This window comes from Francisella opportunistica, from assembly GCF_003347135.1.
Classification (GTDB): domain Bacteria; phylum Pseudomonadota; class Gammaproteobacteria; order Francisellales; family Francisellaceae; genus Francisella; species Francisella opportunistica.
Map to the genome: position 1 here is coordinate 1,790,492 of NZ_CP022377.1, position 24,268 is coordinate 1,814,759.

The following is a 24,268-nucleotide window of genomic DNA, read 5'->3' on the forward strand; positions in this document are numbered from 1 at the left end:
TAAAACTTATTCTATTATCTATAAGGTTATTTTATCAATGGTATAATGACGCTATTATGTTTACTTTTTCTTTTAAAAATATAACTATTGTTGAAATGCTTTTATTAAAAGAGAGGATGTTGTTTTTACAAAATCATTTTCTTTAAGTATATCTTTATCATACTCATATGAGCGTATAAATGGTACAAGTGTTGCAGAAGAAATAAACAAAAGAACATATTTAGCCGAAAACTCTGTTGATAATTGTCCAGTTTCTTGAAAATATTTAATTTTCTCTTCTAGCTGATCAAATGAGGCAAAATTTTGTTGATTCTTAATTCCAGATAAAGAGATATTTTTTTCTAAACGCTGCCAATCTAACATTTTTAACATATCTGGATTGTTGGCATGACTATTAAATCTTGCTTCTACTAGTTTGTTTACAAAATCTTTAAAAGTCTTTTGCTCAATACAACAATTTATTGAAGCAAATGTATCAGAGTTTATTAAAGATTCTTTAACTGTTTTCCATAAATCAATTTTATTTGAAAAATAGTGATAAATTAAAGAACTTTGAACATTCGCTTTTTTAGCAATATCTCTGATAGATGTACCATTAAAACCATTTTCAACAAATAAATCTTTCGCGGCTTTAATAATTTTTTTTAAAGTATTATTTGCTTGTGACTTCATTAGTTCAATTTTTATTTTCTAGTTAACAAGAAATTATAGCAGATAATATACACTACCTTCTATTGAACAAACGATCAATAAGTGATAATATTTTTGAACGGTTGTTCAATAAATTAAATTTTAAAGGGGTACTGATTATGGATTTGACTAGAAAAAAACCTCTAGGGGTTGTTATGTTAACAATTTTTGCGTTAGCTTTAGGTTGTGGATATTTTTTTGGAGCAATGATGTTTACCCCATCTCTTCCAGCAATTACATTCTATTTTAACACCAGTTCTTCATTAGCCAGAATGACTGTATCAAGTTTTTTAATTACAATGGCGTTATCACAGCTTATTTATGGTCCTGCATCAGATAAATATGGTAGAAAGCCTTTTATATTAGTAGGAGGTATAATCTTTGCGTGTGGCTCAATATTTTGCTTTTTGTCACAGTCAATTATTTTTTTAATTATAAGTAGAGCTATACAAGGTTTTGGTGCAGGTGCTTTAATTACTTTAGCAAGAACAATTCTTCAAGATTCATTTACAAAAGAACATTTTTTAAAAGCAATAGCTTGGATGAGTATATTTTTTTCAGTGGCCCCAGCTATTTCTCCTCTTATCGGTGGTTTCTTACAATTGCATTTTGGCTGGCAGAGTAGTTTTATCTTTATGTTTATTTTTGCAATTGCTTTGATCACATCAGTTATTTTTTTATTACCTGAAACAAATAAAGAGAAGAATTATAAAGCAATGGATATTAAGCATCTGATTAACAATTACTTAATTGTTACAAAAAGCAAAATTTTTTGGGTTTATATGATTTTTATTGTTTCAGCTTTATCTGGAGGTGTTACTTTTGATGTAATTGGCTCATTTGTATTAATTAATGATTATCATTTAACTTCAGTAACTTTTGGAGTAATTTCAACATCGTTAATGATGATGACAATTGTGTCACGCTTTTTAATGTCAATTGTATTATTTGAGCATGTGAAAAAAGAAACAATTATCTTAGTAGGTTTGTTTATTATGTTTAGTTCATCAATTGTATTAGGAATTTTAGATTTATTAAGTTTGATAAATTTATTAGATCTTTTATCTATACTTGCAATTTTTTACTTAGCGTGCGGGCTAATTATACCAATTTCAGCAGCAAGTGCATTAAGTTTATTTGATAAAATGAAAGGAGTAGCAGGTGCTTTTTATGGTTCTATGCAAATGTGCGGAGTTTTTTTAGTAAGTATCGTAGCATCTAGTATGCATCCAACTATTGGATTTATGTTAAGTATTTTATGTATATTGTCTTTTATTAGCTTATTTCTAGGAATCAAAACATTTTATAAGAAAAATGATAGATTCAAGTTTAGAAATAATACAACTCAACTGATTTAATGATTCCATTTATAACTATTTGAAAAGTGAATTATTAATAGAGATAATCTTTACCATAAAGTATATTTGGATATATACAATAATTTTATAACACAAAGGGTTATGAAAACTGTAAATTTTGAAAAATTATATACAGATTTTAAAAATACATTTGATTTATGTAGATATACAAATAAATCGCTAGAAGAAGAAATTATTAGAAGAGCCAAAGAAGATAATATTCCAGATGGTGTGTTTCTTTTTAGGTTTAGATTGGTGATATTTAAGTTTAAGGTAGCTAATGATTCTATTGAATATATTGGTTACGAAAAATAATAGCAACATTTCATCTTTATAAGTTATATCTGCTATAATCTTTTCACCTTAAAATTTTTAAAAATTACTTTCATGGCCGAAAAATATATATATTCAATGCATAGGGTTGGTAAAGTTGTACCACCTAATAAATATATTCTCAAAGATATTTCACTATCTTTTTTTGATGGTGCAAAAATAGGTGTACTAGGTCTTAATGGCTCTGGTAAATCAACATTACTTAAAATTATGGCTGGCCTTGATACAGAAATCGTTGGTGAAGCAGCGCCGCGTAAAGGTGTAAAAATAGGCTATCTACCACAAGAACCAAAACTTGACCCCGCTAAAGATGTACGTGGTAATGTTGAAGAAGCCCTGGCGCACTTACAAGATATGCTTACTAGGTTTGATGAAATTAGTATGAAATTCTGTGAGCCGATGTCTGATGATGAAATGGCTAAACTTCTTGAAGAGCAAGGCGATTTGCAAAATGCTATAGATGCTGCTGGAGCTTGGGAAATAGAGCGTAAATTAGAGGTTGCTGCAGAGGCTTTACGCTTACCACCGTGGGATGCTGATGTTACTAAATTATCAGGTGGTGAGGCTCGCCGTGTTGCATTATGTAAGTTACTATTATCTGCTCCAGATATTTTACTACTAGATGAGCCTACTAATCATTTAGATGCAGAATCTGTAGCGTGGTTAGAGAAGTTCCTAGCAGAATACAAAGGTACGGTTGTAGCTGTTACCCATGATAGATATTTCTTAGATAATGTTGCTGAATGGATTCTAGAGCTAGATCGCGGTGAGGGAATTCCTTTCAAAGGTAATTATACACAATGGTTAGAGCAAAAGGAAAAACGCTTAGAAATGGAAGAAAAGCGTGAAACTGCTCACCAAAAAGCTCTAAAAGAAGAATTAGAATGGGTGCGTCAAAATGCTAAAGGTCGCCAAGCTAAATCAAAAGCAAGACTTGCTAAGTTTGATGAGCTAAGCTCGCAAGAGTTCCAGAAGCGTAATGAGACACAAGAGTTATACATTCCACCAGGAGAAAGACTAGGTAAGAATGTAATCAAGGTTAAAGATATTGTTAAATCATTTGATGATAAGCTACTTATAGATCATCTAAGTATGGATGTTCCAGCTGGATCTATCGTGGGTATAATTGGTGCTAATGGTGCTGGTAAGTCAACATTCTTTAAAATGGTTACAGGGCAAGAGGCTCCTGATAGTGGTGAGATTGAACTTGGTGAAACAGTACATTTAGCTTATGTAGATCAATCACGTGATGCTCTAGATGATAACAAAACAGTTTGGGAAGAAATTGCTGATGGTTTAGATGTAATCACAGTTGGTAAATATACTATCCCATCACGCCAATATGTTGGTAGATTTAACTTCAAAGGTGCAGATCAGCAGAAATATATATCTCAACTATCTGGGGGTGAGAGAAACCGTGTTCACCTTGCCAAACTACTTAGAAGTGGTGGTAATGTTATCTTACTAGATGAGCCTACAAATGATCTAGATGTAGAGACTCTAAGGGCGCTTGAGGAAGCTATCCTAGCATTCCCTGGTTGTATCTTGGTAATTTCGCATGATAGATGGTTCCTAAACCGTATTGCTACAAATATGCTTGCTTTTGAGGGTAATAGTGAAGTAGTTTGGTTTGAAGGTAACTATGATGCTTATATCGAAGACAAGAAACGCCGTCTTGGTGATAAGTATGATGCTATTACCAAGATTAAGTATAAGAGAATATCGGTTGATTAAACATATTTGGAGATAGAATGTACACGGGATCATCTAGTAGGTTAAAAATGGTTAATCATAGTGAAACTTATGGTCGCCATATATTAGATTATTTATCAAAAGAAAAAGATTTAAAAAATGTATTAGATATCGGTTGTGGTGCTGGTTCTGATTTACTAGTTGTTAAAAAGTATAACAATAAAGCTAATTTAACAGAAGTAGATTTTGGAAATAGGAATCAAGAAAAGTTATCTAAAAATAATATTCAACTACCAAGTTTAGATATCGAAAAAAATAATCTTAAATAGTTATGAGCATTACTGTATTTACCACGAGTTTGCTCGAGTCAAGGTCATTTTAATGACATTAAACCATTTTTGATAGAAGAATTACAAAATTTAATGTTAAAGTTATTTAGATCCAAACAAAACACAGGGGTTTAGCTATAATAGACAGCCTAGACAGGGTTGATGTCATTTCATTTATATCTTAATAATAATTAATAGTTAATATACCAAAAATTATAGTAAAATAAATATTACTTAATTATCTAATTTAGTTTAACTTAAAAATATGAAAAAAAATAAAGTTGTAGTAATAGGAAGTGCACTTATTTGTTTGTCTTTGAGTAATTTTAGTTATGGTATGCAGAAAAACTTTAGACCAAGTTATCTATCGTCAAAATCCTCCGTTGCTGTAAGTATTGATTGGTCACAGGTAAAGATTGATTATAACGACCAAAACAAACAGAAATACATTAACATATCGAAAACACTGAAACCCAAAAGGTCCCTAAACGATATTAATGACTTTTTACGCCATAATCCAAACATTAATTTGGTTATCGCAAACCAATTGCTTCACAAACTATCATTTATTTCATATAAAGATTGTAAATCTTTATTTCAACTAATAAAACACCCTGATAGTTATACTTATAACACTTTTATCAAAGCTGCAACTAAGTATGGCAAATTTGCTGATGTACAACAAGCATTTGAACAAGCTCAGTATTATAAACTAGCAGATGTAGTAACTTATAACAGCTTTATTAGTGCTGCTGGCAAACAAGGGGAATTTGAGCAAGCCCTACAAGCATTTGAAGATGCTAAGCATGATAAACTAGCAAATGCGGTGACTTATGCCAGCTTTATCGATGCTGCTGGCAAAAATGGTGAGTTTAAACTAGCACTACAGGCTTTTGAAGAAGCTAAGGATTATAAACTAGCAAATGCGGTGACTTATAATAGCTTTATTGATGCTGCTGGCAAAAATGGTGAATTTGAACAAGCCCTACAAGCATTTAATGATGCTAAGCGTGATAAACTAGCAGATGCGGTGACTTATGCCAGCTTTATCGATGCTGCTGGCAGAAATGGTGAATTTAAACAAGCCCTACAAGCATTTAATGACACTAAGCGTTATAAACTAGCAAATGTGGTGACTTATAACAGCTTTATTAATGCTGCTAGCAAAAATGGTAAGTTTAAACAAGTCCTACAAGCATTTAATAAAGCTAAGAATTATGAACTAGCAAATACGCTGACTTATGCTAGCTTTATTGATGCTGCTGGCAAAAATGGTAAGTTTAAACTAGCAGTACAGGCTTTTGAAGAAGCTAAGCGTGATAAACTAGCAAATGCGGTGACTTATAACAACTTTATTAATGCTGCTGGCAAAAATGGTAAGTTTAAACTAGCAGTACAGGCTTTTGAAGAAGCTCAGTATAATAAACTAGCAGATGCGGTGATTTATGCCAGCTTTATTGATGCTGCTGGCAAAAATGGTGAGTTTGAACAAGCCCAAAAAGTGTTTGAAGAAGCTAAGGATTATAAATTAGCAAATATAGTGACTTATAACAGCTTTATTAATGCTGCTGGCAAAAATGGGGAATTTAAACAAGCCCAAAAAGCATTTGAAGATGCTAAGCGTGATAAACTAGCAGATGCGGTGACTTATGCCAGCTTTATCGATGCTGCTGGCAAAAATGGTGAATTTGAGCAAGCCCGAAAAGCATTTAATGATGCTAAGCGTGATAAACTAGCAGATGCGGTGACTTATGCCAGCTTTATCGATGCTGCTGGCAAAAATAGTGAATTTGAACAAGCCCTACAAGCATTTAATGATGTTAAGCGTGATAAACTAGCAGATGCAGTGACTTATAACAGCTTTATTGACGCTGCTGGCAAAAATGGTGAATTTGAGCAAGCCCGAAAAGCATTTGAAGATGCTAAGCGTGATAAACTAGCAGATACGGTGACTTATGCCAGCTTTATCGATGCTGCTGGCAAAAACGGTGAATTTAAAGAAGCCCTACAAGCATTTAATGATGCTAAGCGTGATAAACTAGCAAATGCGGTGACTTATAACAACTTTATTAATGCTGCTGGCAAACAAGGGGAATTTGAACAAGCCCTACAAGCATTTGCAGAAGCTAAGGATTATAAATTAGCAAATATAGTGATTTATAATATTTTTATTGATGTATTAATGAATTCTAATTCACCTGAAATTAAAAAAACAGAAGAAGCAGAGGCATTAGCACAACAGTATCTCTACCCTAACCTTGATAAAGGTTATGCAAGAGGCATAATTGACTTACATGGTCAAAATGAAAGTACCACAGTCTTGATTTTAAGACATTATTTAAAGGAAAAACACTTTACTGGTCAACAAAAAACCATAACATTCATTACTGGCAAAGGTATTCATTCCAAAGATAATGAGAGTATCGTTAGAAATACTTTTTTAAAGTTCTGTAAGGAAAACAAGGTAAAATATATTCAAGTTTATAATAATCAAGGGAAGTTTATGATTAAAATTCCTGCAAAATAATGATATGTAATTATTGAGGTGAGATTTAGTCTCGATAAATTAGGTAACTAACACAAAAAATTATTACATATAATCAACAAGATTTTATTTATGACAAATTTTCTAATCTATTACTTACCATCAATGAAAGCTAAAGATTAAAGAAAATATCACAAAACTTAAACCTTTTAGATATTTCATCTATTTCAGATAAAATAATATTTATGACTATATATTGATAAAATTACTTATGGCTAAGGAGAGGATACTTTTATGAAAATACTTTTTTACTCTACAAAAAAATACGACAAAGCTTATTTCACTGCACAAAATAGTGAGCATATTTTAGAATTTAAAGAGTATGGTTTAAATCAGCAAACAGCAGATTTTGCAAAATGGTATGATGCAGTATGTATATTTGTTAATGATATTTGTGATGCTGATGTTATAGATAAGTTATATAGTTTAGGTATCAAGGCAATATTGCTTAGATGTGCTGGGTTTAATAATGTTGATATTAATCATGCTAAGAAGTTAAATATCAAAGTTGCTAGAGTACCAGCATATTCACCATTTTCGGTAGCTGAGCATACTCTAGCACTTTTATTGTGTTTAAATCGTAAAATCCACAAAGCATATAATCGTGTTAAAGAAAGTAATTTTAACATCGAAGGTTTAGAGGGCTTTGATATTCATCGTAAGACGATAGGTATAATAGGTTTTGGTAATATTGGTAAAGCTTTTGCGCAAATTTGCTCAGGTTTTGGCGGTGAAATATTGGTTTATGATCCTTATGCTGATAGAGCTACAGCACCAAGCTATGTAACTTTTATTGATGATAAAAATAAACTTTTTGCTGAGGCTGATATTATAAGTTTACATTGTCCATTAAATGATGATACTAAATATATTATCGATGAAAAAGCACTAAAGATTATTAAACCTTCAGTATTTATCATAAATACTAGTCGTGGAGCTTTGGTAGATACTCAAGCAATTATTAAATCACTAAAATCTAAGTCAATCGCAGCTCTTGCTATTGATGTCTATGAGTATGAAAAAGACCTCTTTTTCAAAGATATGTCAGGTGAAATTATTAATGATGATCTTTTTGAAAGACTACTAACTTTCCCTAATGTTTTAGTGACTGCACATCAAGCTTTTTTAACTAAAGAAGCTTTGCAAGGGATTGCAAATACAACGTTAAATAATGCTTCTTTGATGGAGGAATCAAAAAGTAATTCCAATTTTATATAAAATTTTACCAACTATTATCTCTAAGCTTTCCTAGCTATAACTACTCAACACTAAGGTTGCCTTTCACATTAACCTGACCTTGGATATTAATATTTGAACCTTTTATGCTAATATTTGAGGCTTGTATACTAACATCTGATCCTTTAATATTTACATTAGAACTACCATTATCCAAAGTTATATTTTTTCCAGATTTATCTAGTAGTATCTTTACATCATTGGTAATTAAAGAAATAGTTCCATCTTTTGAATTCAAATTGATTGATGCTTGTTGTGTAGTAAGCACTAAGGTTTCTTGCGCTGCATTGCAGTCTATAGATACTATTTTATTATCATTATTAGCCTCTAGAGTAATACCATTAGTATTTTGAGTAATCGTATGTTTAATCATCTTAAGCCTCGCTATTCTATATCTACTTTGTTTTGCGCAGGTTGTTGAATCTCTATGATTCCACCAAAAGCACAATTTAGCTTACATTTATCTGTTAATGATGGTATCTTGTTTATCTTAACCTTAGATGATCCAGGAGACCATGGAGCAGTCGTAGCTGGTACACAAGGAGCTGGTGTAAATACTCCCATAGCTGCAGCTGTTGCTGCTATTACAGCTGGATTTGTAGGACTTGAACACATTCCAAATGGAGGAATATTTAACATTGGTGCATTATCTGTAATAACTGCAGCAGGCTTCTGATTAGAGCTAAATGGCTTAGGCAAAACCACTAAACTAGATGGGCTTTGACCAAAGCTACACTTAAGTTGAGCTCCCAAACAAACTTGTTTTGACATATCTTTTTTCCTCCATTTAGAAATAATTGATTATTATATAGCTACCAATTAAACAACTGAATGAAGCTAGTTTTACCAGATTAAATAAAGTAAAAGAAACTCTTTTAAATTTATCTTTAATTCTTGAAGTTTTCTTTATTGAAAGCTTCAAGGGGGTATAATCTATTATCAAAATCTTTAATTGCCTTAGGTAAAGACTTCTTTCAAAATAATTATCAGAGTCATACATACCCTTATAACCATGCGTAAGTAAATAATAATAGACCCAATAAATATTAACATAAGCTTGTGATCTTTGAGCTAATAAATACTCTAGATATTGATAATAAAGTTTACCTGCTTCTAGTGTTTTAAATAAGCGAGTTTGTAGCATTTCATAATCATAACCAGCTGATATTGCTTTTATATTTAATCTTTCATCACAATATGCTGCCAAGGCAAATGTAATTAAATGTGATTGACTATACTTGCCCTCTTCACGATTTTTATCAACTAATATAAGCTGTAATGCTAGAATCTCTTTATATAAATTATCAACATACTGATAAAAATCAGTATCAACCGTACTTATATAATTATCAACATCATTAATGATGCTATAGAACTTTGACTTCCACATTTATGAAACCTCCACTAGATTATTTTTTGTAATATTAATTGTTTTATCTTTTTGACTATCTGAATTAATATAAAACTTCCAATCTCCTACACTTGGTTTTTTCTGAAATAAAAAGTAAACTGATACACCATCTTTTTTTGATTTTTGTATAGATATAGATTGTTTACCTTTGTTAGGATAAATCAAAAAACTATTATGTTTATCATCACTTTTTAGATAACTTTCATATACGCTATTAATGCTACTATCCAAATAACTAAACATAGGTTCATCTTTGACAATAACATAAAAAGGTTGACCATTATTAGTTAATTTATCTGGTTGAACTGTTAAGTCAAAACTTGAACTTGCACACCCTGTAAGGATTAAAAATAATATCGCTAATAAAGCTAGTTTTATATTTTTAAAGTAATTATGTTTTATTCTAATATTTTTCATTTTTTATAACCTTATATGCAAAATTTCCTGATAAGCTTTTTTTACTTAGTATGTCTCCTAAATTTAGAGTCTCCAAACCATTATCAATGACTACTAAAATATCTTTAAAAAAAACATCAAGTTCAAATGTCAAATTAGTCAATTTTTCTGTTACCTCGTCATAAATTTGACGAAACTTTTCTCTTGATTCTTGTATCAGCATCCTGAAAATAATCTTGCCACTTATAGTAGTTAATCTTTGTGTATACACTTTTGATAAGGGTTGATTTAATTTAGCAACTCCTAAGATACTACCTATAGTTTGATTAACAAATTCTAAATCAACACTAACTCTATATTTACCTAATGCTTGACGGATGAATTGCTCAATTGCTGAAAGTGATTTATTATTATAATCCTCTTTAGAAAAAAAGATTTCACCATTACGATAAATATGTTTTTGGTAAGTTAATAACTCAGGATAAAGAACATAATTATATAATGTTAACCATTTTTCTAATATCTGACTCTTAAGGCTTGGTGTTGCAGCAATATCTAAACAAGACTTAAGTATCGCTAAATTCTTAGGATCTTTTTTTAATAGCCAAATATTAATCCAAATATTTATTATTTTCTCTTCGACTATAATCCCTTTAATTATATAAACAGCATTATCCTGCTTCCAGTTTGCATGCCAACGCTTACTATGATTTGGGTAATACTCATTTATATATCTAATACAATTTTTATAGTTGCGTGGAAATGATATCATTGCAAAACTCCCTTTATTCTAAAATCATGTCGAGTATTTTTTTGTAAAAATACTTCAAGTTGTTTAAGATAAAACTTAATCCAATCATGATAGTTTTCAGGAACACTTTTAAAATATAATAATATTTGATTTTGTTCATCTATAGCCACATCATTAAGCCAAGGTTGAATATCAACTAGTGCTGATATATCTGTAAATTTTAATAGCCCTTTCCAGTCTTGTAGCTGCCAGTTGTGAATATACGGTATTCTAAGAATTTTTAACAACGGTTCGATTAGATGAGTTTCATAACTAGACTCTGAAGTGGTAATTAAACCCTTAATATCTAACTTATAGGTAAATATATTCTGGTTTAACCATCTTACTTCAGCTTTGTGATAATTATTCATTAATGCTTGATCAAGCTTATAACTAAGGTATATATCTGCAAAGATAGTTTTATTAAAAACTTGAGAAATCTGGTTAAATTCTAAACCAACCTTACTATCTTTATAAATTACTTTATAATCTATAGGAGCTAATGGTTGCTTATCTGCATATACAGTTAATACTTCATGAATATAAAAATCAGCAGCTATTTTTTCTTTGCTTTTTAGCCAATATACCTCATAATCACCATCCATAACGAAACTATCACTAATAGTTTGACATTGATTAACTGCAGGTATCAAGTTTGTATGGAATAAATCATTTAATTGTTCTTGATATAGCTCTTCAATAAAAAATCCATGGATTAATAGTTTTATACATTTAATTTTCTGTGAAAAATGTTGTTGTAAGTCTATGTTGACCCTAAATTGTAATCTAGGATCAGCTAAATTTTGACGGAATCTGTGATTAGAGTGTTGTACATAATCATAGCCACAACTAATATCTACTGTCTTTTGACATATTGAACCATCAGCTAATTCGATTACTAAAGAGAATTTGTCACTTTTATTTAGTTTTCTAAAGATATTAACAAGTTGTTCTATAGACATATAATCAGAATGTAACCAAAAGCTAAAAATATGATCTTGTAAGCTAAAATATTCTGACTTAGCTGCAAAAGTTAGTTGCACTCCTTTAGCTTGAGTTTCAACATTAACTACATCAAATGGCAATATTCGTGTTGAGATTGAGGAATATAAAATTTGATTTTGTTCTAATATATCAATACTAACTTGCTGCTCTAGATCAATATAGTTACTATCATCTTCTAAATAGCAATCTGATATCTTAATATAACATCCTTGAAATGTAGGAGTTAACATATGAGGAAAATGACTCTTTACTTTAGATGAATACAGATATCTTGTATAATTTCTAAAATCTTTTTCTACTTGTGTCTGTAACTGATTAAGAGCACTCATCATCTCTTTTACAGTAATATTATTATTCAAATTTAATTCATTCATAAAGCACCTACCTATTTATTAAACCAAATGTTTGGATAATCAATATCAAAGGAAACCTTTGTGTTGTTGTTATTAAAACTCCAAGTGAAAGTATTACCGTTGTGATCTGCTAATTTTAATAACTTCCAGAAAGACCAATTACCTTCTTTTGTTTGCTGTGCTACTAGGTTTTTATTGTTACTAACCAGAGCAATTGATGAAACTTTATCTAGCCACCATTGAACTTCGAAAGTTTGCTTAACACCACCAACGCCAATATCAGAAATACTATTTTTATCAACTGATAAGATACCATCATAATAAGATGTTTTTTTATCTTTAAAGAAATACCAAGAGCTTTCAATATGATTATAACTTGGTAAAAGCCCTGAAGTAGTTAGAGTAATCTTTATAGCCTTTGGTTTACCACTAGTATCCCAAAGAAGTTGCGCTAACTCTTGTATCTTTTGATATTCTTTAAACTGTTTATCAGTAAGCCATTTATCACTATCATAATTTTTAATTAGTGGGGCAATTTTTGCATAAGATTCCCAAAATGAACCTTGCTTACCAATCAAATTTGTTAAAGCATCGGCACTTATCTCATTATTAGAGTTCTCTTTAAATGGGAAAGAGTCAAAGATTTTGTTATATATCGGCTCTAAGTTTTTATTCCAATAGCTTTGAACATACTGCTGTAGTAATTTAGTTGTTACTTGCACACTAGCTAGGGCAGCCTGTGAAAGAAGCTCATCAAAGCTTGATGTTGGTTTAATATTTTTTAAAAACTCATCCATATCTGCTTCAAAAGGATGCTTATTATTCTGATAAAGATCTATAAGCATTTGTGGATTTGACTTTGCTTTGTTTAAAAGATCAATATACTTATCGATAAGTTTATTATAATCATTAATATCCTTATAAAAGCTGTTAATCTCCTTAAAGCTATTTTCAAGCAAAAATGAATCTTTTACCTCTAGAACATTTTTCTGAATAGTTGACAATAAGGATTTTAGATTTGACGATGAGTTAATTTCTTTTAATCTTAGTATCAAAGTATCAATATCATTAGAGTTAACTTCTAGCATTTGAGTTATCTGCTGATAATAATAATTGTTATAAGCTACTCTATATTTATCTACTGATACCTTAAACTCATCAAATATAGGGTTGATATTAATTCCTATCGCAGCATATGCAGTAGTTAAATTTGAAAGCTCTAGATTAAGAGGCTTTATATTCTTTTCATAAAAACTATAACTATAATAATATTTAGATTTTTTATCTAAGCTTAGACAAAAATTATCACTAATGCTTTGTAACATAAAGCTAGCTAATTTTTTATCCCATAGTGTTTTAGTTAATTGTTTAACACTATCTTTAATCTTAGATAATTGATCTACTCTGTCTTTAATGTTTTTTGCATTTGTAACTGAAGAGATAACATTTCTAAGCTCTAAATATATAATAAAATGGTTTAAATCTACTTTTTGTTGATATGAAAGAGATGGCTTATGTTTTGCTTTTGAATCATGTATATGAATATTTAAATCATGGTCATTTACAAGCTGATCTAATAGTGCTAATTCTAAAACCTGATTTATCATAGTTTTATCTAACGAAGCTTTTAGAGGAGCTTTTTGCTCAAATATATGTCCAATAAAATCTTCTACATACTTAATTGTATTGTTATCTTTATCTTCATCAAAAGATAATTTATATACCTCTTCGGTATTAGCTTTGCTATGATTAATTTCTAACCATACGCTTAAAATATTTTCAGGAATTTTGGTTACTTTAGACCACAGCCATAAATTATCTGAAATTAATTCTCTTACGCTTGGTTTTGCTACTTGAGTTTGAACAATATTTAATGCTAATTTCTGTATAGGATTATCAGCTTTTGCTAATGTTCTAATTATCACATGCTTATAGATGAATTTTTCCCAAAAACGATCAAGTTCTTTTTTTCCTGCATTATGGTAGGCTAGAGCAATAATAAAATTATTATAAAAAGCATCATCTAAACTTTGATAATAATTTTTTAGATTAATTTCGTCTAATAAACCTGAATATTTCCCTGTTAATGGTATTTCATTAACTATATTTTTAACATTATTTTTGACCTGATACCAGCCAATAATAAAGCCTAGTGTCAGTAAAAACATAATTATAAAACAACTAGCCTTCTTGAATTTTTTTGTAAATTTCTGGCTAGAATAAACTTGCTGAATTAACCTACTTTTTAAAAACTTATTTCTTCTGAAAAGGTTAATACCAAAACCTTTATACTTGGCTATTTTATTGGAAACTTCCGCTTGTAATAGATTGATAAAATATTCATACTTAAGACAATTATTTAGAAAATAATACAAATCTCTAATCTGCTCAGAACTAAACGGTTGCTCATTTAAACAAAGTTGTTTATCGGTATATTTAGTAGTAACTATATTCAACCATGATGACGAAGGTTTCTCATTTGGCCAAAAGTTGTTAATATTAGCAATTTGTGTATATTCACACCATACTTTATAAGCAATGTTATCATCCTCTTCGACTATATTTACTACATAATTAAAACTAGTGGATAAATATCTAGAAATATAGTTAAAACAGTTACTAACTGGCTCTATTGAGCTTGACAGATTAGATTTTTGGAGTTTAGCATCTAGATTGACTACAACTAGATTTATATATCCTCTAAAAACTTTGCTGAATAGGCATAAGATATCTGCCTCATTAAGCTTTGATTCATATAAAACTTGAGGATTTACATAAAGTTTAAGCTGATTTGCTTCTAGTTTAAAGTAAATTCCAAATTGATTTTCTGTTTTTATAGAGCTATCAATCAATATATTTTTCTTAGCAAAATATAGCTTAATCTTTTGCCATAAACTTAATGATCGATAAAACTCAAGATATATTTCATTAAGAGCATTTACTTTAAATAATTTTGCAAAAAAACCATTTATTTTACCTAGACCTTTTTTATAAAAAAGAAGTCTCTGAATAATTTTCTTATACATTTTAATTATAAGTATAAATACAGCAATAGCTACTACACTTATAATTAATATCGATAAACTATTTTGTTTTAAGAATGTTAAGTCCATTTTATTCCTCACTATAAACTAAAGACATTTGAGTTTTATCAGATATAAATTGGGTTTTATTACTCGAAGTCTGAGAGAATATTTCTAAAGAACCTTCTTTTAGTTTTTTATTCTCTGCTTGATGTATTATCCCTGCTGAATCGTTAACACCAAATGTCATTTTATTAATTTGAGAATCTTTGCTAAAGATCTTATCTTGCATGCTATGCCACATAACTTTATCAATATAGCCATTTTCTTGCTTTAAAATGATTGATACAGGAGCACCTTTACGCAAAGGCATAACCTCATGATCACTTGATACAAAATATGGTAAAGTGATATAAAATGACTCCGTAGACATACCATTTAATGCTGGTGGTAACTTCACAATATAACAAAGTTCTTTAATAGTATGATCATGCATTAGAAAAACTGATTCATCTGGAGCAACTAAATCTACACTAATATCTTTTTGAGAAGTAGGTTTATCACCCTGTGTAACAAAATATATACTATCTTGACTAGAATCATTTAAGTCATCAATCCAGCCATAAATTTTTAAATCTTTGATATCTTTATTATAGTCTGGAAATGATAAGGCTAGTTTATCAGCAGGATATATCTTTGTTTTGATTTTAATACCATGATTTAACTTATAATCTAACTCAGAAATATTATTAGATTGCCCACTGATACTAAACTCTGTCGTCTGCCCAGCAAATATTGCATGCTTTTTATGGTTTTTAAATGCTATATTTGTATTGGCAATTACTAAATTTCCTTTATATTGCACTAAAAAATTCTGGTATCCTTGTGGTAAAGCAAATTTACTCATTGGCAATGCAGTAAAGTCTGCAGGAAAATAACGCCAATCAAAAATTAGACAACTTAATTTTTTTTCTGCGTTGCTAATTTCTTTTTTATAAAAATTTTCAGCGCTTTTAAACTGTGATTCAACTGGATAACTACTTACATAGTCTTTGGAAATTGATAAATTTGTATTTGGGGTATTCAAACTAAGTAAATCAGACTTATTTTTATTTGCCCAGTGATGATTTATCAAATTAGTATTACTAAAATCGTAATCTCCAATTTGATTTATAATTTTTCTAATTATACCCAAAGGTAATGAACTAACTTTTTTATCATCCTTTAGCTTGGTTAAATCAACGATAGTATAGCTAGGTTCTATACCTGAGTAATTATAAACAAGCTGTAGTTGATAATGTCTTAATGTATGAAAAAAGAAATCATAAAAACTACATCTTGGATAATCACAATTTACGCATATCCAATTATACTTAGTATCAAAAAGCGAAATATCATCGTTAATTTTAAATGCCAATAACGCACTAAAATCTTTAAACACATTTTCAAATAACTGCTTATAAGTAGATTGTGGATATATCTGAATAGGATAGTGCTGTTTAGCTATAAATGCAAAAGCATCAGTAAATGATAATTTACAAGTTAAATAATGTATAGGAGCTAGAAAATCATCGATATTACTTACCTGATCGGTTAGTTCTATAGCATTACTTTTAGTAAGGTCAATGTAACCCCTTACTTTCCAACTATTTTGCTCATTAGCTTGGTAATTACCTTTGCCATTTTTATCTATATCTTCTTGATAGACTAATTCAATTGCAAATTTATTTTGATAATTAAATAGGTCATTCCATAAACTTTCTTTTTCGGGATTATATGGCAGATTAAATAATAATTCACCACTAAAACCATACATATCAAAATCAACTTTTAAATCTTGAATTTGACTTGTATGCAAATATTTTACTTTTTTAGTATCTAAAGACAAATCTGGTTTTAAAAGGATAAAACTAACTTGTAAACAGCCATTAGCAATATACCCCATTTGCTTAGTTGCAAACCATTTATCATATAATTGCGCAAACTTAAGCTCTTCAAGGCTATTGGGGCAGTTGTAGTTAAACAATGATTTAAGCTGCTCTAGCTCTATAGTAGTTAACTTATCAAACTGAATGTGATCTACTAATATATTCTCTAAATTATAAAACATAATACTTTACCAGTTTAGTTGATTTTGTTCTTCATCATTCATTGCTGTTTCATACTCTTGGTAATTCTCATGAGTATTACTATTAATTTCTCTAATTAATATTTCTCTAATGCCTCCTAATGAATCCTCTCTATAAAAACTCTCTGGGTCACTCTTAAACATTTGTGATAACATTAACCATAATGGATGCTTAGAAAGACTTAACTGATGCATTAAATGATCATAGGCATTTGCTGTATCTTTAAGATATGGATAAAATGTCTCAGGGAAGTATTTAATAGGGTCAAATTCTCTTAAAGCTGAATTAATAATTTGATAAACAACCGCAGCTTTGATCCAAGATTTCTCAGCCACAAGTTTTCGATAAATTTTGATATTTCGTAATAACTTACTCCACTCATCACTTATATAGCTATTATTAGAGCTTAAAGAAGATTCAAGACAGTCTTTTTTAATATCATCTGTCTCAATAAACTGCTCATCTTGTATTTCATCTACTTCTACTACTTCTTGAACGACTGGAAAAGTTTTATAAGTATTTTTAATTTGATCAATCTGGATTACATTAATAGAAGGCAAATTTGCTTTAATAAATGAAACATATTCATCAAAAGCATTAGTTAAAACTAGTTTATCTCCTTCAAAATAAATCTCGGCATTTCGTTTTATAAATTTAGCATGAGCAAAAATACTAGCGTGAAACCACTCGACAACAGTTGTATAAACTTTAGAACGAATTTTACCTGCTTCAATTTTTTCTAAAAAAAATTCATGTATATTAATTAATTCACCGAGAATTTTAGCATTAATATCAAAACTAGTAGATTCATGCCAATAGCCGAATTCAGCATAGATAACATAACGAGGATCTAAGCATCCTTTATTAATTAGTTCCAAAGATAACTCTTTAGCATTTAAATATTCTTCACGCTCTAAAGCTTCATATATCGGTTCAAACTCATTTACTTCTGCTCTATAACAAATATCTTTTTCTTCACTTACTTGATTTATGACATCTAATATCATCTTATGTACCCCTATTGACAAAAAGTTTAACCTTTTAATGTTTAGAATATTAATAGATGAAATTATCTAAAATATTTAAGATGTGTAACAATTTGTAACTTCAAACTCTCTACACAATAAAAATAACAAAAATTATGCTATAGTTAGGTTCCATGAACAAAAAAATCATCTAAGCCAAATAAAGGTGCTTGCTAATGCTATAAAGCCGAGGAAAGCAGAACAAGTCTTATCAAACCTAGAGAAAACCCTTCTAAAATGCTTAATTTTAGAGAAAAAGTTCTCTATCAAATGTCTTTCCTTATAAATATGCCAGTCAACATTATGGCCTTTGGTATAGTTTTCTCTAGCAGGAATGACTGGTTTATTTTTATTTTCCTCAAGGAATTTTATATTTTCTTCAGAGAAATATGCCTTATCAGCAAGAATATAAGCATTTGTTATTCCTTCTAAGAGTTGTTGTGAGGGTACAATATCATGGACATTACCAGCAGTTATTATAAATCTAACGGGATTTCCTAAAGCATCTGTAAGAGTATGAATCTTTGTTGTTAAGCCACCCACACTTCTACCCAAAGCATTGATTTCATTACCATTTATCTCATAACCACTAGCACACGCATGTGCTTTAACAGATAGTGAATCTATCATGAACTGTTGTGAATCAATGTCTGAAACATAAGTCATTAGATTATTCCAAACACCTTTGTCAGCCCAGTATTTATAACGCTTATGGATGGCTCTACTATTACCATAATCCTTGTGAAGATATTTCCACTGAGCTCCTGTTTTTAAGATAAAAAACACTGCTTCTATGAATCTTCTAAGCTTAACTACATCTTTTGTATGCAATCCTTTTTGAGCTGTTAGAAAAGTTAAAATAGTTGACCAATTTGTTTCTGATATGTAATATTCCATATATGTTAAGTATGTTTTTTTGTTTCACAAAACTATTTAAATATACTTAACTGCTTTATTCAATTTTTTTGTTCATGGAACCTAATAAATTTTGGTAAAATTGAGCGAAAATCATTAACTATAGCGGTAAGTTTTGAATATTTATCAATAATAGATTTTCTCAATGAAATAAATAATTTACATAGTCATAAACTTCTTATTTTTATCAGAAAGTACACCCTGAAATCGCTTTTTGCAACGCTCTAGCCCGGCATAACCAATTCCTTTTGCTTTCATGCCAAATTGTAAGTTATAAAGCATCGCATTAAAAGCCCCATGAGCCATTCCACCAATTATATTCGAAGAGTCACCTGCTAGTTTATAAAGAATATGTTCGAGCAATGTCCCTGCACGATCAACACCACTTTCACAATGCAAAATGCTGACATAAGTGCCATTTTTTTGTTGGTGTTTTAATACCTCCTTAGTTGCATCGCGCATACCACGCCCTTTTGTGTAGGTTACTTGAAAATTAGCTCGCTTTATTCCTAATCTGCGTGCAGCTGTATTACCATCTCGACCAATATATAACTTTCCTGGCTGAGATTCAGATACTAAAGAAATTAGTTGAATACGATCATTAGCTATATTATATCTAGACTGTATCGCATTAATAAGTCGGTTATAGTACTTAAGTGTGCACTCACTAGTATTGATATTTGCAACTTCAGGACTTGGACTAGCTGTAAGGACAAAGTGATATTGTTTGTTACTATGCAAGTCTTTTACATCAACTGTATAAGTATTGCGCATACTATAAGGCATAAATTTTCTTGCCTGCGAAGTCAATACCTGATTATCAGTATCAAGACTGTTACCTAAAAGAGCCTTAGTAGCAGAAGCTTTTTGTCTCGATAAGTAGATTAAATTATCGTTTTTGATCCCATCTAAATCTTGAGGTATTGGTTTAAGTGGCGTTGTAACTGTTCTAAAAGTTTCAGCTTGTGAACTTGACTCTCTAATAATCTTTTTCGGCATTTTTTTATAGGCACAACCTATCTCCCCACAGCGCAGTAAGAATTTCTCCACTTCACCCTGTGAAACGAATAAAGCTTTTTCTGCAAAATTGATTAAATTGTTTCTAAAAGTGTCATTAACCTCTTTGATTTTAAAGTCTTTGCAAATATAAAGATCACTACAAAGATTCCTTAGGACCGCATGAGAATAACTCCTAACAGAGGTTGGTGAAGCATAATTAAGTAAACCCAAGCAAGTAAGCATCGCCTTACGTAAGATATCATGCCTAAGAATCAAGGTAGAATTCAAAGGATAATTGTCAGCTTTATCAGTTGAAGCATCAAAACTCATTCGAATATTTCCTTCTTCATCCTCATAACTAGCAATCCCTGCATTAAGTGACATAATAATTTCAATCAAATATGCTGCCTGACTAAGTGAGTTTTTAAAGTTTAAATAGCCAGTCTGTCTTGGTAAAACTTGATCAAATAACTGTATTGTGAAAAAAAAATTATTCCCTCTCAAAGCATAATCTAACAACAATTTATTAGTAGTATTTTTATTATTTTCTAATTTCGACTTAGATTTATTTATATTACACATTGATTTTATCTCCTTTAAATTATACAAACATCCACTAACTAAGTTTGTTTTATGACTTTTATTTCAGCTTTTTTATTTTTTGGCTATTGTATTAATCGTCCTTTAATTAAAATTAATAGAATTAGTTGAAATAATTGTTTGCAAAAATCATATCTTCAAAAGCTAACTAAGATATTTCTTATTTGTAACAGTCTGTAATTTTTGTTATCTAGTAGATAAATTTTTAGTGATTATTTTTAACATTTCTAGTTTACAAGAAGCTATTAAAGAGCAAAAAATATGATTTAACTCTATAAGGGGTTAAGAAACAAAGCCAACCAGGCTTATTTGATCTAAATTTAATACCATATGACATCAGTTTCTTTTGCACATCAATAGCAAAAAATTCTCTAGATCTATCTGTTGAATCCTCTGGATCTTAAAGTTGGTCTTGATATGCCACAGTGACGACAAACATAACCGGCATTATTTGTTTCTTCATACAATTTACTCAGGTTAATCTGGGGTGGGGGTGGATTTCAGCTTCCATAAATAAGCTAATTTTAGCACTTATTATTAAATATAAATTTCACAATTTATCTCAAATATTTAGGTTATGTAACAGTTTGTAACAATAAAGCTAAACCATAGATTTATTAAATATTTTTTTTATATTTATGATTAAAATAATTATCGTTGATTGAAGACCATGGATATAAAGAAAACATTAAATATAAATTTTGAAGAAGTTAGTTTACCCACTAAATTAAGTGAGTTTACAAATAAATCTGATAAAAAATCATTAGGCGGTTCAAATCTGTATATTTTAACACTTAGCGGTAAGAGTTTTCTAACAGCGAGTTCAAAACTTCTTAATCCATCAGAAAGTTTTATGGAACACATAGAAAATATTAGAAATAAAGAAAAAGCTTATATCATAATAGTTTTATCTTTAGACGAAATAGTTGATAAAATTAAATTTGTTACATTTGGACATAAATCTGTTATTTTTGATTTCAAGAAAATATGGGGATTGGTTGATTTTATAGCAGTCCATACAAATGATAAAAACTGGGTTCATCATAAATTTACATCTTTTATACCATCAATAACTTATGCCAATCAAAATATTCTTAATTTACCTTACCATTCTGATTTTTTATATATCTATCATACACCAGAGTATTATAATTTAAATCGAGAAAATGCTAGAAATTTAGTGGCAAAAATCCCAAATCCATTTTGGGTGAGAGGTGATCAAAAAGAAAACAAATTTAATTTTAATGAAAATTTATCAGACATAGAAATCAAAAACTTAAAAGATAAAATAGATAAGATAAAAAAATTTTGAAATAAATTCATCTGATAGTTTTTTCTCAGAAGCTCAAAAGTTAGCTCATGACTTTCCTAGAGACATTGGTCATAAGACATTTATTTACGTTAGTAGTATATTCTGTCTATGAAATAGAAAATAGTATTAGATCAGTAAAACCTGAATATAGTAAATTATTAAAAGCAGGGCTATTAAATAAAGATATTGAAGAAAATCTAGTCACAAATACAAGTAAAATAAACACTAGTATTTGGCTGGGAGTAAACTGTCCCTGTTAGTCAATACCAATTTATAAGATATTTTTATTCCTTCCTTATTATGCAACTTTCAAAATACCAGAATATGCTTCATCAGGCGTCATATATCCAATACTTGAATGCATTCTTTCGTTGTTATAAATCTCAATATATTCTTTAATACCTAGCTTTGCCTCATTCATTGTTCTATAAGATGATGGATAAACGTTTTCATATTTTAATGTTCTCCAAAATCTTTCAATTACAATGTTATCTATAGATCTTCCTTTAGCATCCATAGAGATCTGTATATTTCTATCAGATAGTATTTTAATATGTTCTTTAGCAGTATATTGGACTCCTTGATCAGAGTTAAAAATATCAGGTTTTTCATATTTTAATAATGCTTCATTTAACACACTCGTTGTTAGCAATGTATCCATAGTATTAGAAAGCTTCCAAGCTAATATCTTCTTACTATACCAATCTATTATAGCAGCTAAATATGCATAACCATTCTCTAACCTAATATAGGTGATGTCAGCGCTCCAAACTTTATTAGCTTTGTCTATGACCACTTGATTTAAGCCATTCTTAAATGCATTAAGTAAATATGGATATTTATTATGTTGCTTATTAATAGTGGTTGTCTTTTTCTTAGGATACAAAGCCTTAATACCCATAAACTCCATTGCACTTTTGATTAATTTTCTACCAACTAAAAAGCCCAATCTATTTAATAATTTCACTAATCTTCTTGTACCATAATGGGGCTGTTGAAAGCTTACCCAATTTGTGTGTTTAAAGCTTAATTCTTTAACGCTGTGCATCTTAGGCCACTATTCTAAAGTTTTTCTTTATGTTTTATTAATATTTCTGATATTTGGATACACGTATCCTAGTTCAAGCACAAATTGAGTGGGTCAAGCACTACAAGTCGCTTAAGATTGAAGCAAATAGATTTCATCAGTTCAGCAAAGTGATTTTTTGAAACTCCTCTATATCTAACACGTTTATCCTGATGAGCAAACACTCTTTCATAAGGTGAACGTATAGCACTAAACCAACTGTCTTGATCATGATTTTTACCAAGCATATTATTCTTCTTTATAGCTTTAAGGTCACAACAGTTATCCCTGGCAGTTTTGTTAGCATATTTTGTACAGTATCCCTTATCAGCATAAATCGCACCACCATCAGGGCAAACATATTTTATACCCTTTGCGTCTGTAACATTGGCAGGTGTCACAGCTACTTTATTAATCAGTCCACTCTGCATATCTACACTAGTATGTTTCTTATAACCATACCAAAATTTATCTTTACCTTTACAGCCTATACGTGCTTGCTTATCTATAGCTACTTTAGGAAGTATTTCATTATTTAACTTTTCATATTTCTCTTTGATAGCTTTATCTCTTTCTTTCCAAAGATTAGCTTTAGCTATTAAGTGACTAGCATCAACAAAACTAAAGACTTCATTGATAAATCCTTGTTGTTTTAATTGCTTTCTTAAATCATTAAAAATTTCCGATATAAAACGAGTACCTATATTCTTTCTAAATTTACAAAATACACTATGATCGGGAGTTTTTTCTAATAATGTAAATTCACAAAACCATTTTGCTGCGTTATTCTCTTGTAGATATTTCTCTAATTCTCTATCGCTAAGATCTTCCATAAATTGTAATAGTAAACATTTAAATAAACGTAGCATTCCATAACCTTTATAAGGGTTATCTTTTTCAAACTTCTTTAATTTCTTAGCAACATTTTTAAAATTCCAAATCGATACAAACTTACGATATATATGATTTCTCGGTACTAAGTCATTAAGACTTATCATCTCTAGTTGATTCATCAGATAAGCATATGAAAATTAATATAACTATATTTTAACAAATATTAT

The 24,268-nt window shown here is 29.8% G+C and carries 21 protein-coding genes; 7 read left to right on the top strand and 14 right to left on the bottom strand.

The annotated features are described in order from the left end of the window. Positions 1-84 precede the first annotated feature (84 nt). Positions 85-672 (bottom strand): TetR/AcrR family transcriptional regulator, encoded by a 588-nt coding sequence (locus tag CGC45_RS08740; protein ID WP_071629894.1) that lies wholly within the window; start codon positions 670-672, stop codon positions 85-87. 137 nt (positions 673-809) lie between these two features. Here CGC45_RS08740 and CGC45_RS08745 point away from each other — a divergent pair, with 137 nt between their 5' ends. The 6 genes from CGC45_RS08745 (at position 810) to CGC45_RS08770 (ending at position 8,165) form a co-directional block, all read left to right on the top strand. After that, positions 810-2,048 carry a multidrug effflux MFS transporter gene (locus tag CGC45_RS08745; protein ID WP_071629895.1) on the top strand — a complete coding sequence of 413 codons (1,239 nt, stop codon included), beginning with the start codon at positions 810-812 and terminating at the stop codon, positions 2,046-2,048. 102 nt (positions 2,049-2,150) lie between these two features. Beyond that, on the top strand, positions 2,151-2,363 hold the full coding sequence (locus CGC45_RS08750; RefSeq protein ID WP_071629896.1) for a hypothetical protein: 213 nt from the start codon (positions 2,151-2,153) through the stop codon (positions 2,361-2,363). 72 nt (positions 2,364-2,435) lie between these two features. Continuing rightward, on the top strand, positions 2,436-4,115 hold the full coding sequence (gene ettA / locus CGC45_RS08755; protein WP_071629897.1) for an energy-dependent translational throttle protein EttA: 1,680 nt from the start codon (positions 2,436-2,438) through the stop codon (positions 4,113-4,115). A gap of 47 nt (positions 4,116-4,162) precedes the next feature. Beyond that, positions 4,163-4,402, top strand: a complete 240-nt coding sequence (locus tag CGC45_RS08760) for a methyltransferase domain-containing protein (RefSeq protein ID WP_084387457.1) — start codon at positions 4,163-4,165, stop codon at positions 4,400-4,402. A gap of 265 nt (positions 4,403-4,667) precedes the next feature. Further along, positions 4,668-6,929: a hypothetical protein gene (locus CGC45_RS08765; protein WP_114702133.1), complete on the top strand. Its 2,262-nt coding sequence runs from the start codon at positions 4,668-4,670 to the stop codon at positions 6,927-6,929. A gap of 252 nt (positions 6,930-7,181) precedes the next feature. After that, a complete protein-coding gene (locus CGC45_RS08770; protein WP_071629899.1) occupies positions 7,182-8,165 on the top strand; it encodes a 2-hydroxyacid dehydrogenase in 984 nt (327 codons plus the stop codon). A gap of 40 nt (positions 8,166-8,205) precedes the next feature. On the opposite strand, the gene CGC45_RS08775 is transcribed toward CGC45_RS08770, so the two are convergent. From CGC45_RS08775 to CGC45_RS08825, 11 genes are all read right to left on the bottom strand, one after another. Further along, on the bottom strand, positions 8,206-8,556 hold the full coding sequence (locus CGC45_RS08775) for a hypothetical protein (RefSeq protein ID WP_071629900.1): 351 nt from the start codon (positions 8,554-8,556) through the stop codon (positions 8,206-8,208). Between the two features lie 11 nt (positions 8,557-8,567). Continuing rightward, positions 8,568-8,954, bottom strand: coding sequence for a DUF4280 domain-containing protein (locus CGC45_RS08780; RefSeq protein ID WP_071629901.1), 387 nt, complete (start codon positions 8,952-8,954; stop codon positions 8,568-8,570). A 16-nt stretch (positions 8,955-8,970) separates the two neighbouring features. Further along, the gene (locus CGC45_RS08785; RefSeq protein WP_071629902.1) at positions 8,971-9,573 is read right to left on the bottom strand and encodes a DotU family type IV/VI secretion system protein; all 603 of its coding nucleotides are present in this window, start codon (positions 9,571-9,573) and stop codon (positions 8,971-8,973) included. Beyond that, positions 9,574-10,011, bottom strand: coding sequence for a type VI secretion system lipoprotein IglE (gene iglE / locus CGC45_RS08790; RefSeq protein WP_071629903.1), 438 nt, complete (start codon positions 10,009-10,011; stop codon positions 9,574-9,576). After that, positions 9,998-10,762 carry a hypothetical protein gene (locus CGC45_RS08795; protein ID WP_071629904.1) on the bottom strand — a complete coding sequence of 255 codons (765 nt, stop codon included), beginning with the start codon at positions 10,760-10,762 and terminating at the stop codon, positions 9,998-10,000. The genes iglE and CGC45_RS08795 overlap by 14 nt, the downstream gene beginning before the upstream one ends. Beyond that, entirely contained in the window at positions 10,759-12,159 is a 1,401-nt protein-coding gene (gene iglH, locus CGC45_RS08800) for a type VI secretion system baseplate subunit TssF/IglH (protein WP_071629905.1), read from the bottom strand. The genes CGC45_RS08795 and iglH overlap by 4 nt, the downstream gene beginning before the upstream one ends. 11 nt (positions 12,160-12,170) lie before the next feature. Further along, entirely contained in the window at positions 12,171-15,251 is a 3,081-nt protein-coding gene (locus CGC45_RS08805; RefSeq protein WP_071629906.1) for a hypothetical protein, read from the bottom strand. A gap of 1 nt (position 15,252) precedes the next feature. After that, positions 15,253-17,271 (bottom strand): hypothetical protein, encoded by a 2,019-nt coding sequence (locus CGC45_RS08810; RefSeq protein WP_071629907.1) that lies wholly within the window; start codon positions 17,269-17,271, stop codon positions 15,253-15,255. 6 nt (positions 17,272-17,277) lie between these two features. Further along, positions 17,278-18,297 (bottom strand): type VI secretion system protein IglI family protein, encoded by a 1,020-nt coding sequence (locus CGC45_RS08815; RefSeq protein ID WP_071629908.1) that lies wholly within the window; start codon positions 18,295-18,297, stop codon positions 17,278-17,280. Positions 18,298-18,462: 165 nt separating this feature from the next. Then, positions 18,463-19,212, bottom strand: coding sequence for an IS5 family transposase (locus tag CGC45_RS08820; RefSeq protein WP_071629399.1), 750 nt, complete (start codon positions 19,210-19,212; stop codon positions 18,463-18,465). Positions 19,213-19,389: 177 nt separating this feature from the next. Beyond that, positions 19,390-20,811 (bottom strand): protein-tyrosine phosphatase family protein, encoded by a 1,422-nt coding sequence (locus tag CGC45_RS08825; protein ID WP_071629909.1) that lies wholly within the window; start codon positions 20,809-20,811, stop codon positions 19,390-19,392. A gap of 688 nt (positions 20,812-21,499) precedes the next feature. Between CGC45_RS08825 and CGC45_RS08830 the strand changes: the two genes are divergently transcribed. Further along, complete coding sequence (locus tag CGC45_RS08830) at positions 21,500-22,141, top strand: hypothetical protein (RefSeq protein WP_071629910.1); 642 nt, start codon at positions 21,500-21,502, stop codon at positions 22,139-22,141. Positions 22,142-22,439: 298 nt separating this feature from the next. Here CGC45_RS08830 and CGC45_RS08840 read toward each other — a convergent pair whose 3' ends face one another. Both CGC45_RS08840 and CGC45_RS08845 read right to left on the bottom strand, forming a co-directional pair. After that, positions 22,440-23,189, bottom strand: a complete 750-nt coding sequence (locus CGC45_RS08840; protein WP_114702134.1) for an IS3 family transposase — start codon at positions 23,187-23,189, stop codon at positions 22,440-22,442. A gap of 68 nt (positions 23,190-23,257) precedes the next feature. Beyond that, positions 23,258-24,220 carry a transposase gene (locus tag CGC45_RS08845; protein WP_071628504.1) on the bottom strand — a complete coding sequence of 321 codons (963 nt, stop codon included), beginning with the start codon at positions 24,218-24,220 and terminating at the stop codon, positions 23,258-23,260. Between the last annotated feature and the right edge of the window lie 48 nt (positions 24,221-24,268).

Bases quoted from the DNA above. Each gene is read 5' to 3' on its own strand.
- CGC45_RS08785 (WP_071629902.1), bottom strand. From the start codon at position 9,573: ATGTGGAAGTCAAAGTTCTATAGCATCATTAATGATGTTGATAATTAT.
- CGC45_RS08780 (WP_071629901.1), bottom strand. From the start codon at position 8,954: ATGTCAAAACAAGTTTGTTTGGGAGCTCAACTTAAGTGTAGCTTTGGT.
- CGC45_RS08745 (WP_071629895.1), top strand. From the start codon at position 810: ATGGATTTGACTAGAAAAAAACCTCTAGGGGTTGTTATGTTAACAATT.
- CGC45_RS08760 (WP_084387457.1), top strand. From the start codon at position 4,163: ATGGTTAATCATAGTGAAACTTATGGTCGCCATATATTAGATTATTTA.
- CGC45_RS08820 (WP_071629399.1), bottom strand. From the start codon at position 19,212: ATGGAATATTACATATCAGAAACAAATTGGTCAACTATTTTAACTTTT.
- CGC45_RS08775 (WP_071629900.1), bottom strand. From the start codon at position 8,556: ATGATTAAACATACGATTACTCAAAATACTAATGGTATTACTCTAGAG.
- CGC45_RS08825 (WP_071629909.1), bottom strand. From the start codon at position 20,811: ATGTGTAATATAAATAAATCTAAGTCGAAATTAGAAAATAATAAAAAT.
- iglH (WP_071629905.1), bottom strand. From the start codon at position 12,159: ATGAATGAATTAAATTTGAATAATAATATTACTGTAAAAGAGATGATG.
- CGC45_RS08815 (WP_071629908.1), bottom strand. From the start codon at position 18,297: ATGATATTAGATGTCATAAATCAAGTAAGTGAAGAAAAAGATATTTGT.
- CGC45_RS08830 (WP_071629910.1), top strand. From the start codon at position 21,500: ATGGATATAAAGAAAACATTAAATATAAATTTTGAAGAAGTTAGTTTA.
- CGC45_RS08795 (WP_071629904.1), bottom strand. From the start codon at position 10,762: ATGATATCATTTCCACGCAACTATAAAAATTGTATTAGATATATAAAT.
- CGC45_RS08845 (WP_071628504.1), bottom strand. From the start codon at position 24,220: ATGAATCAACTAGAGATGATAAGTCTTAATGACTTAGTACCGAGAAAT.
- ettA (WP_071629897.1), top strand. From the start codon at position 2,436: ATGGCCGAAAAATATATATATTCAATGCATAGGGTTGGTAAAGTTGTA.
- iglE (WP_071629903.1), bottom strand. From the start codon at position 10,011: ATGAAAAATATTAGAATAAAACATAATTACTTTAAAAATATAAAACTA.
- CGC45_RS08810 (WP_071629907.1), bottom strand. From the start codon at position 17,271: ATGTTTTATAATTTAGAGAATATATTAGTAGATCACATTCAGTTTGAT.
- CGC45_RS08805 (WP_071629906.1), bottom strand. From the start codon at position 15,251: ATGGACTTAACATTCTTAAAACAAAATAGTTTATCGATATTAATTATA.
- CGC45_RS08770 (WP_071629899.1), top strand. From the start codon at position 7,182: ATGAAAATACTTTTTTACTCTACAAAAAAATACGACAAAGCTTATTTC.
- CGC45_RS08740 (WP_071629894.1), bottom strand. From the start codon at position 672: ATGAAGTCACAAGCAAATAATACTTTAAAAAAAATTATTAAAGCCGCG.
- CGC45_RS08840 (WP_114702134.1), bottom strand. From the start codon at position 23,189: ATGCACAGCGTTAAAGAATTAAGCTTTAAACACACAAATTGGGTAAGC.
- CGC45_RS08750 (WP_071629896.1), top strand. From the start codon at position 2,151: ATGAAAACTGTAAATTTTGAAAAATTATATACAGATTTTAAAAATACA.
- CGC45_RS08765 (WP_114702133.1), top strand. From the start codon at position 4,668: ATGAAAAAAAATAAAGTTGTAGTAATAGGAAGTGCACTTATTTGTTTG.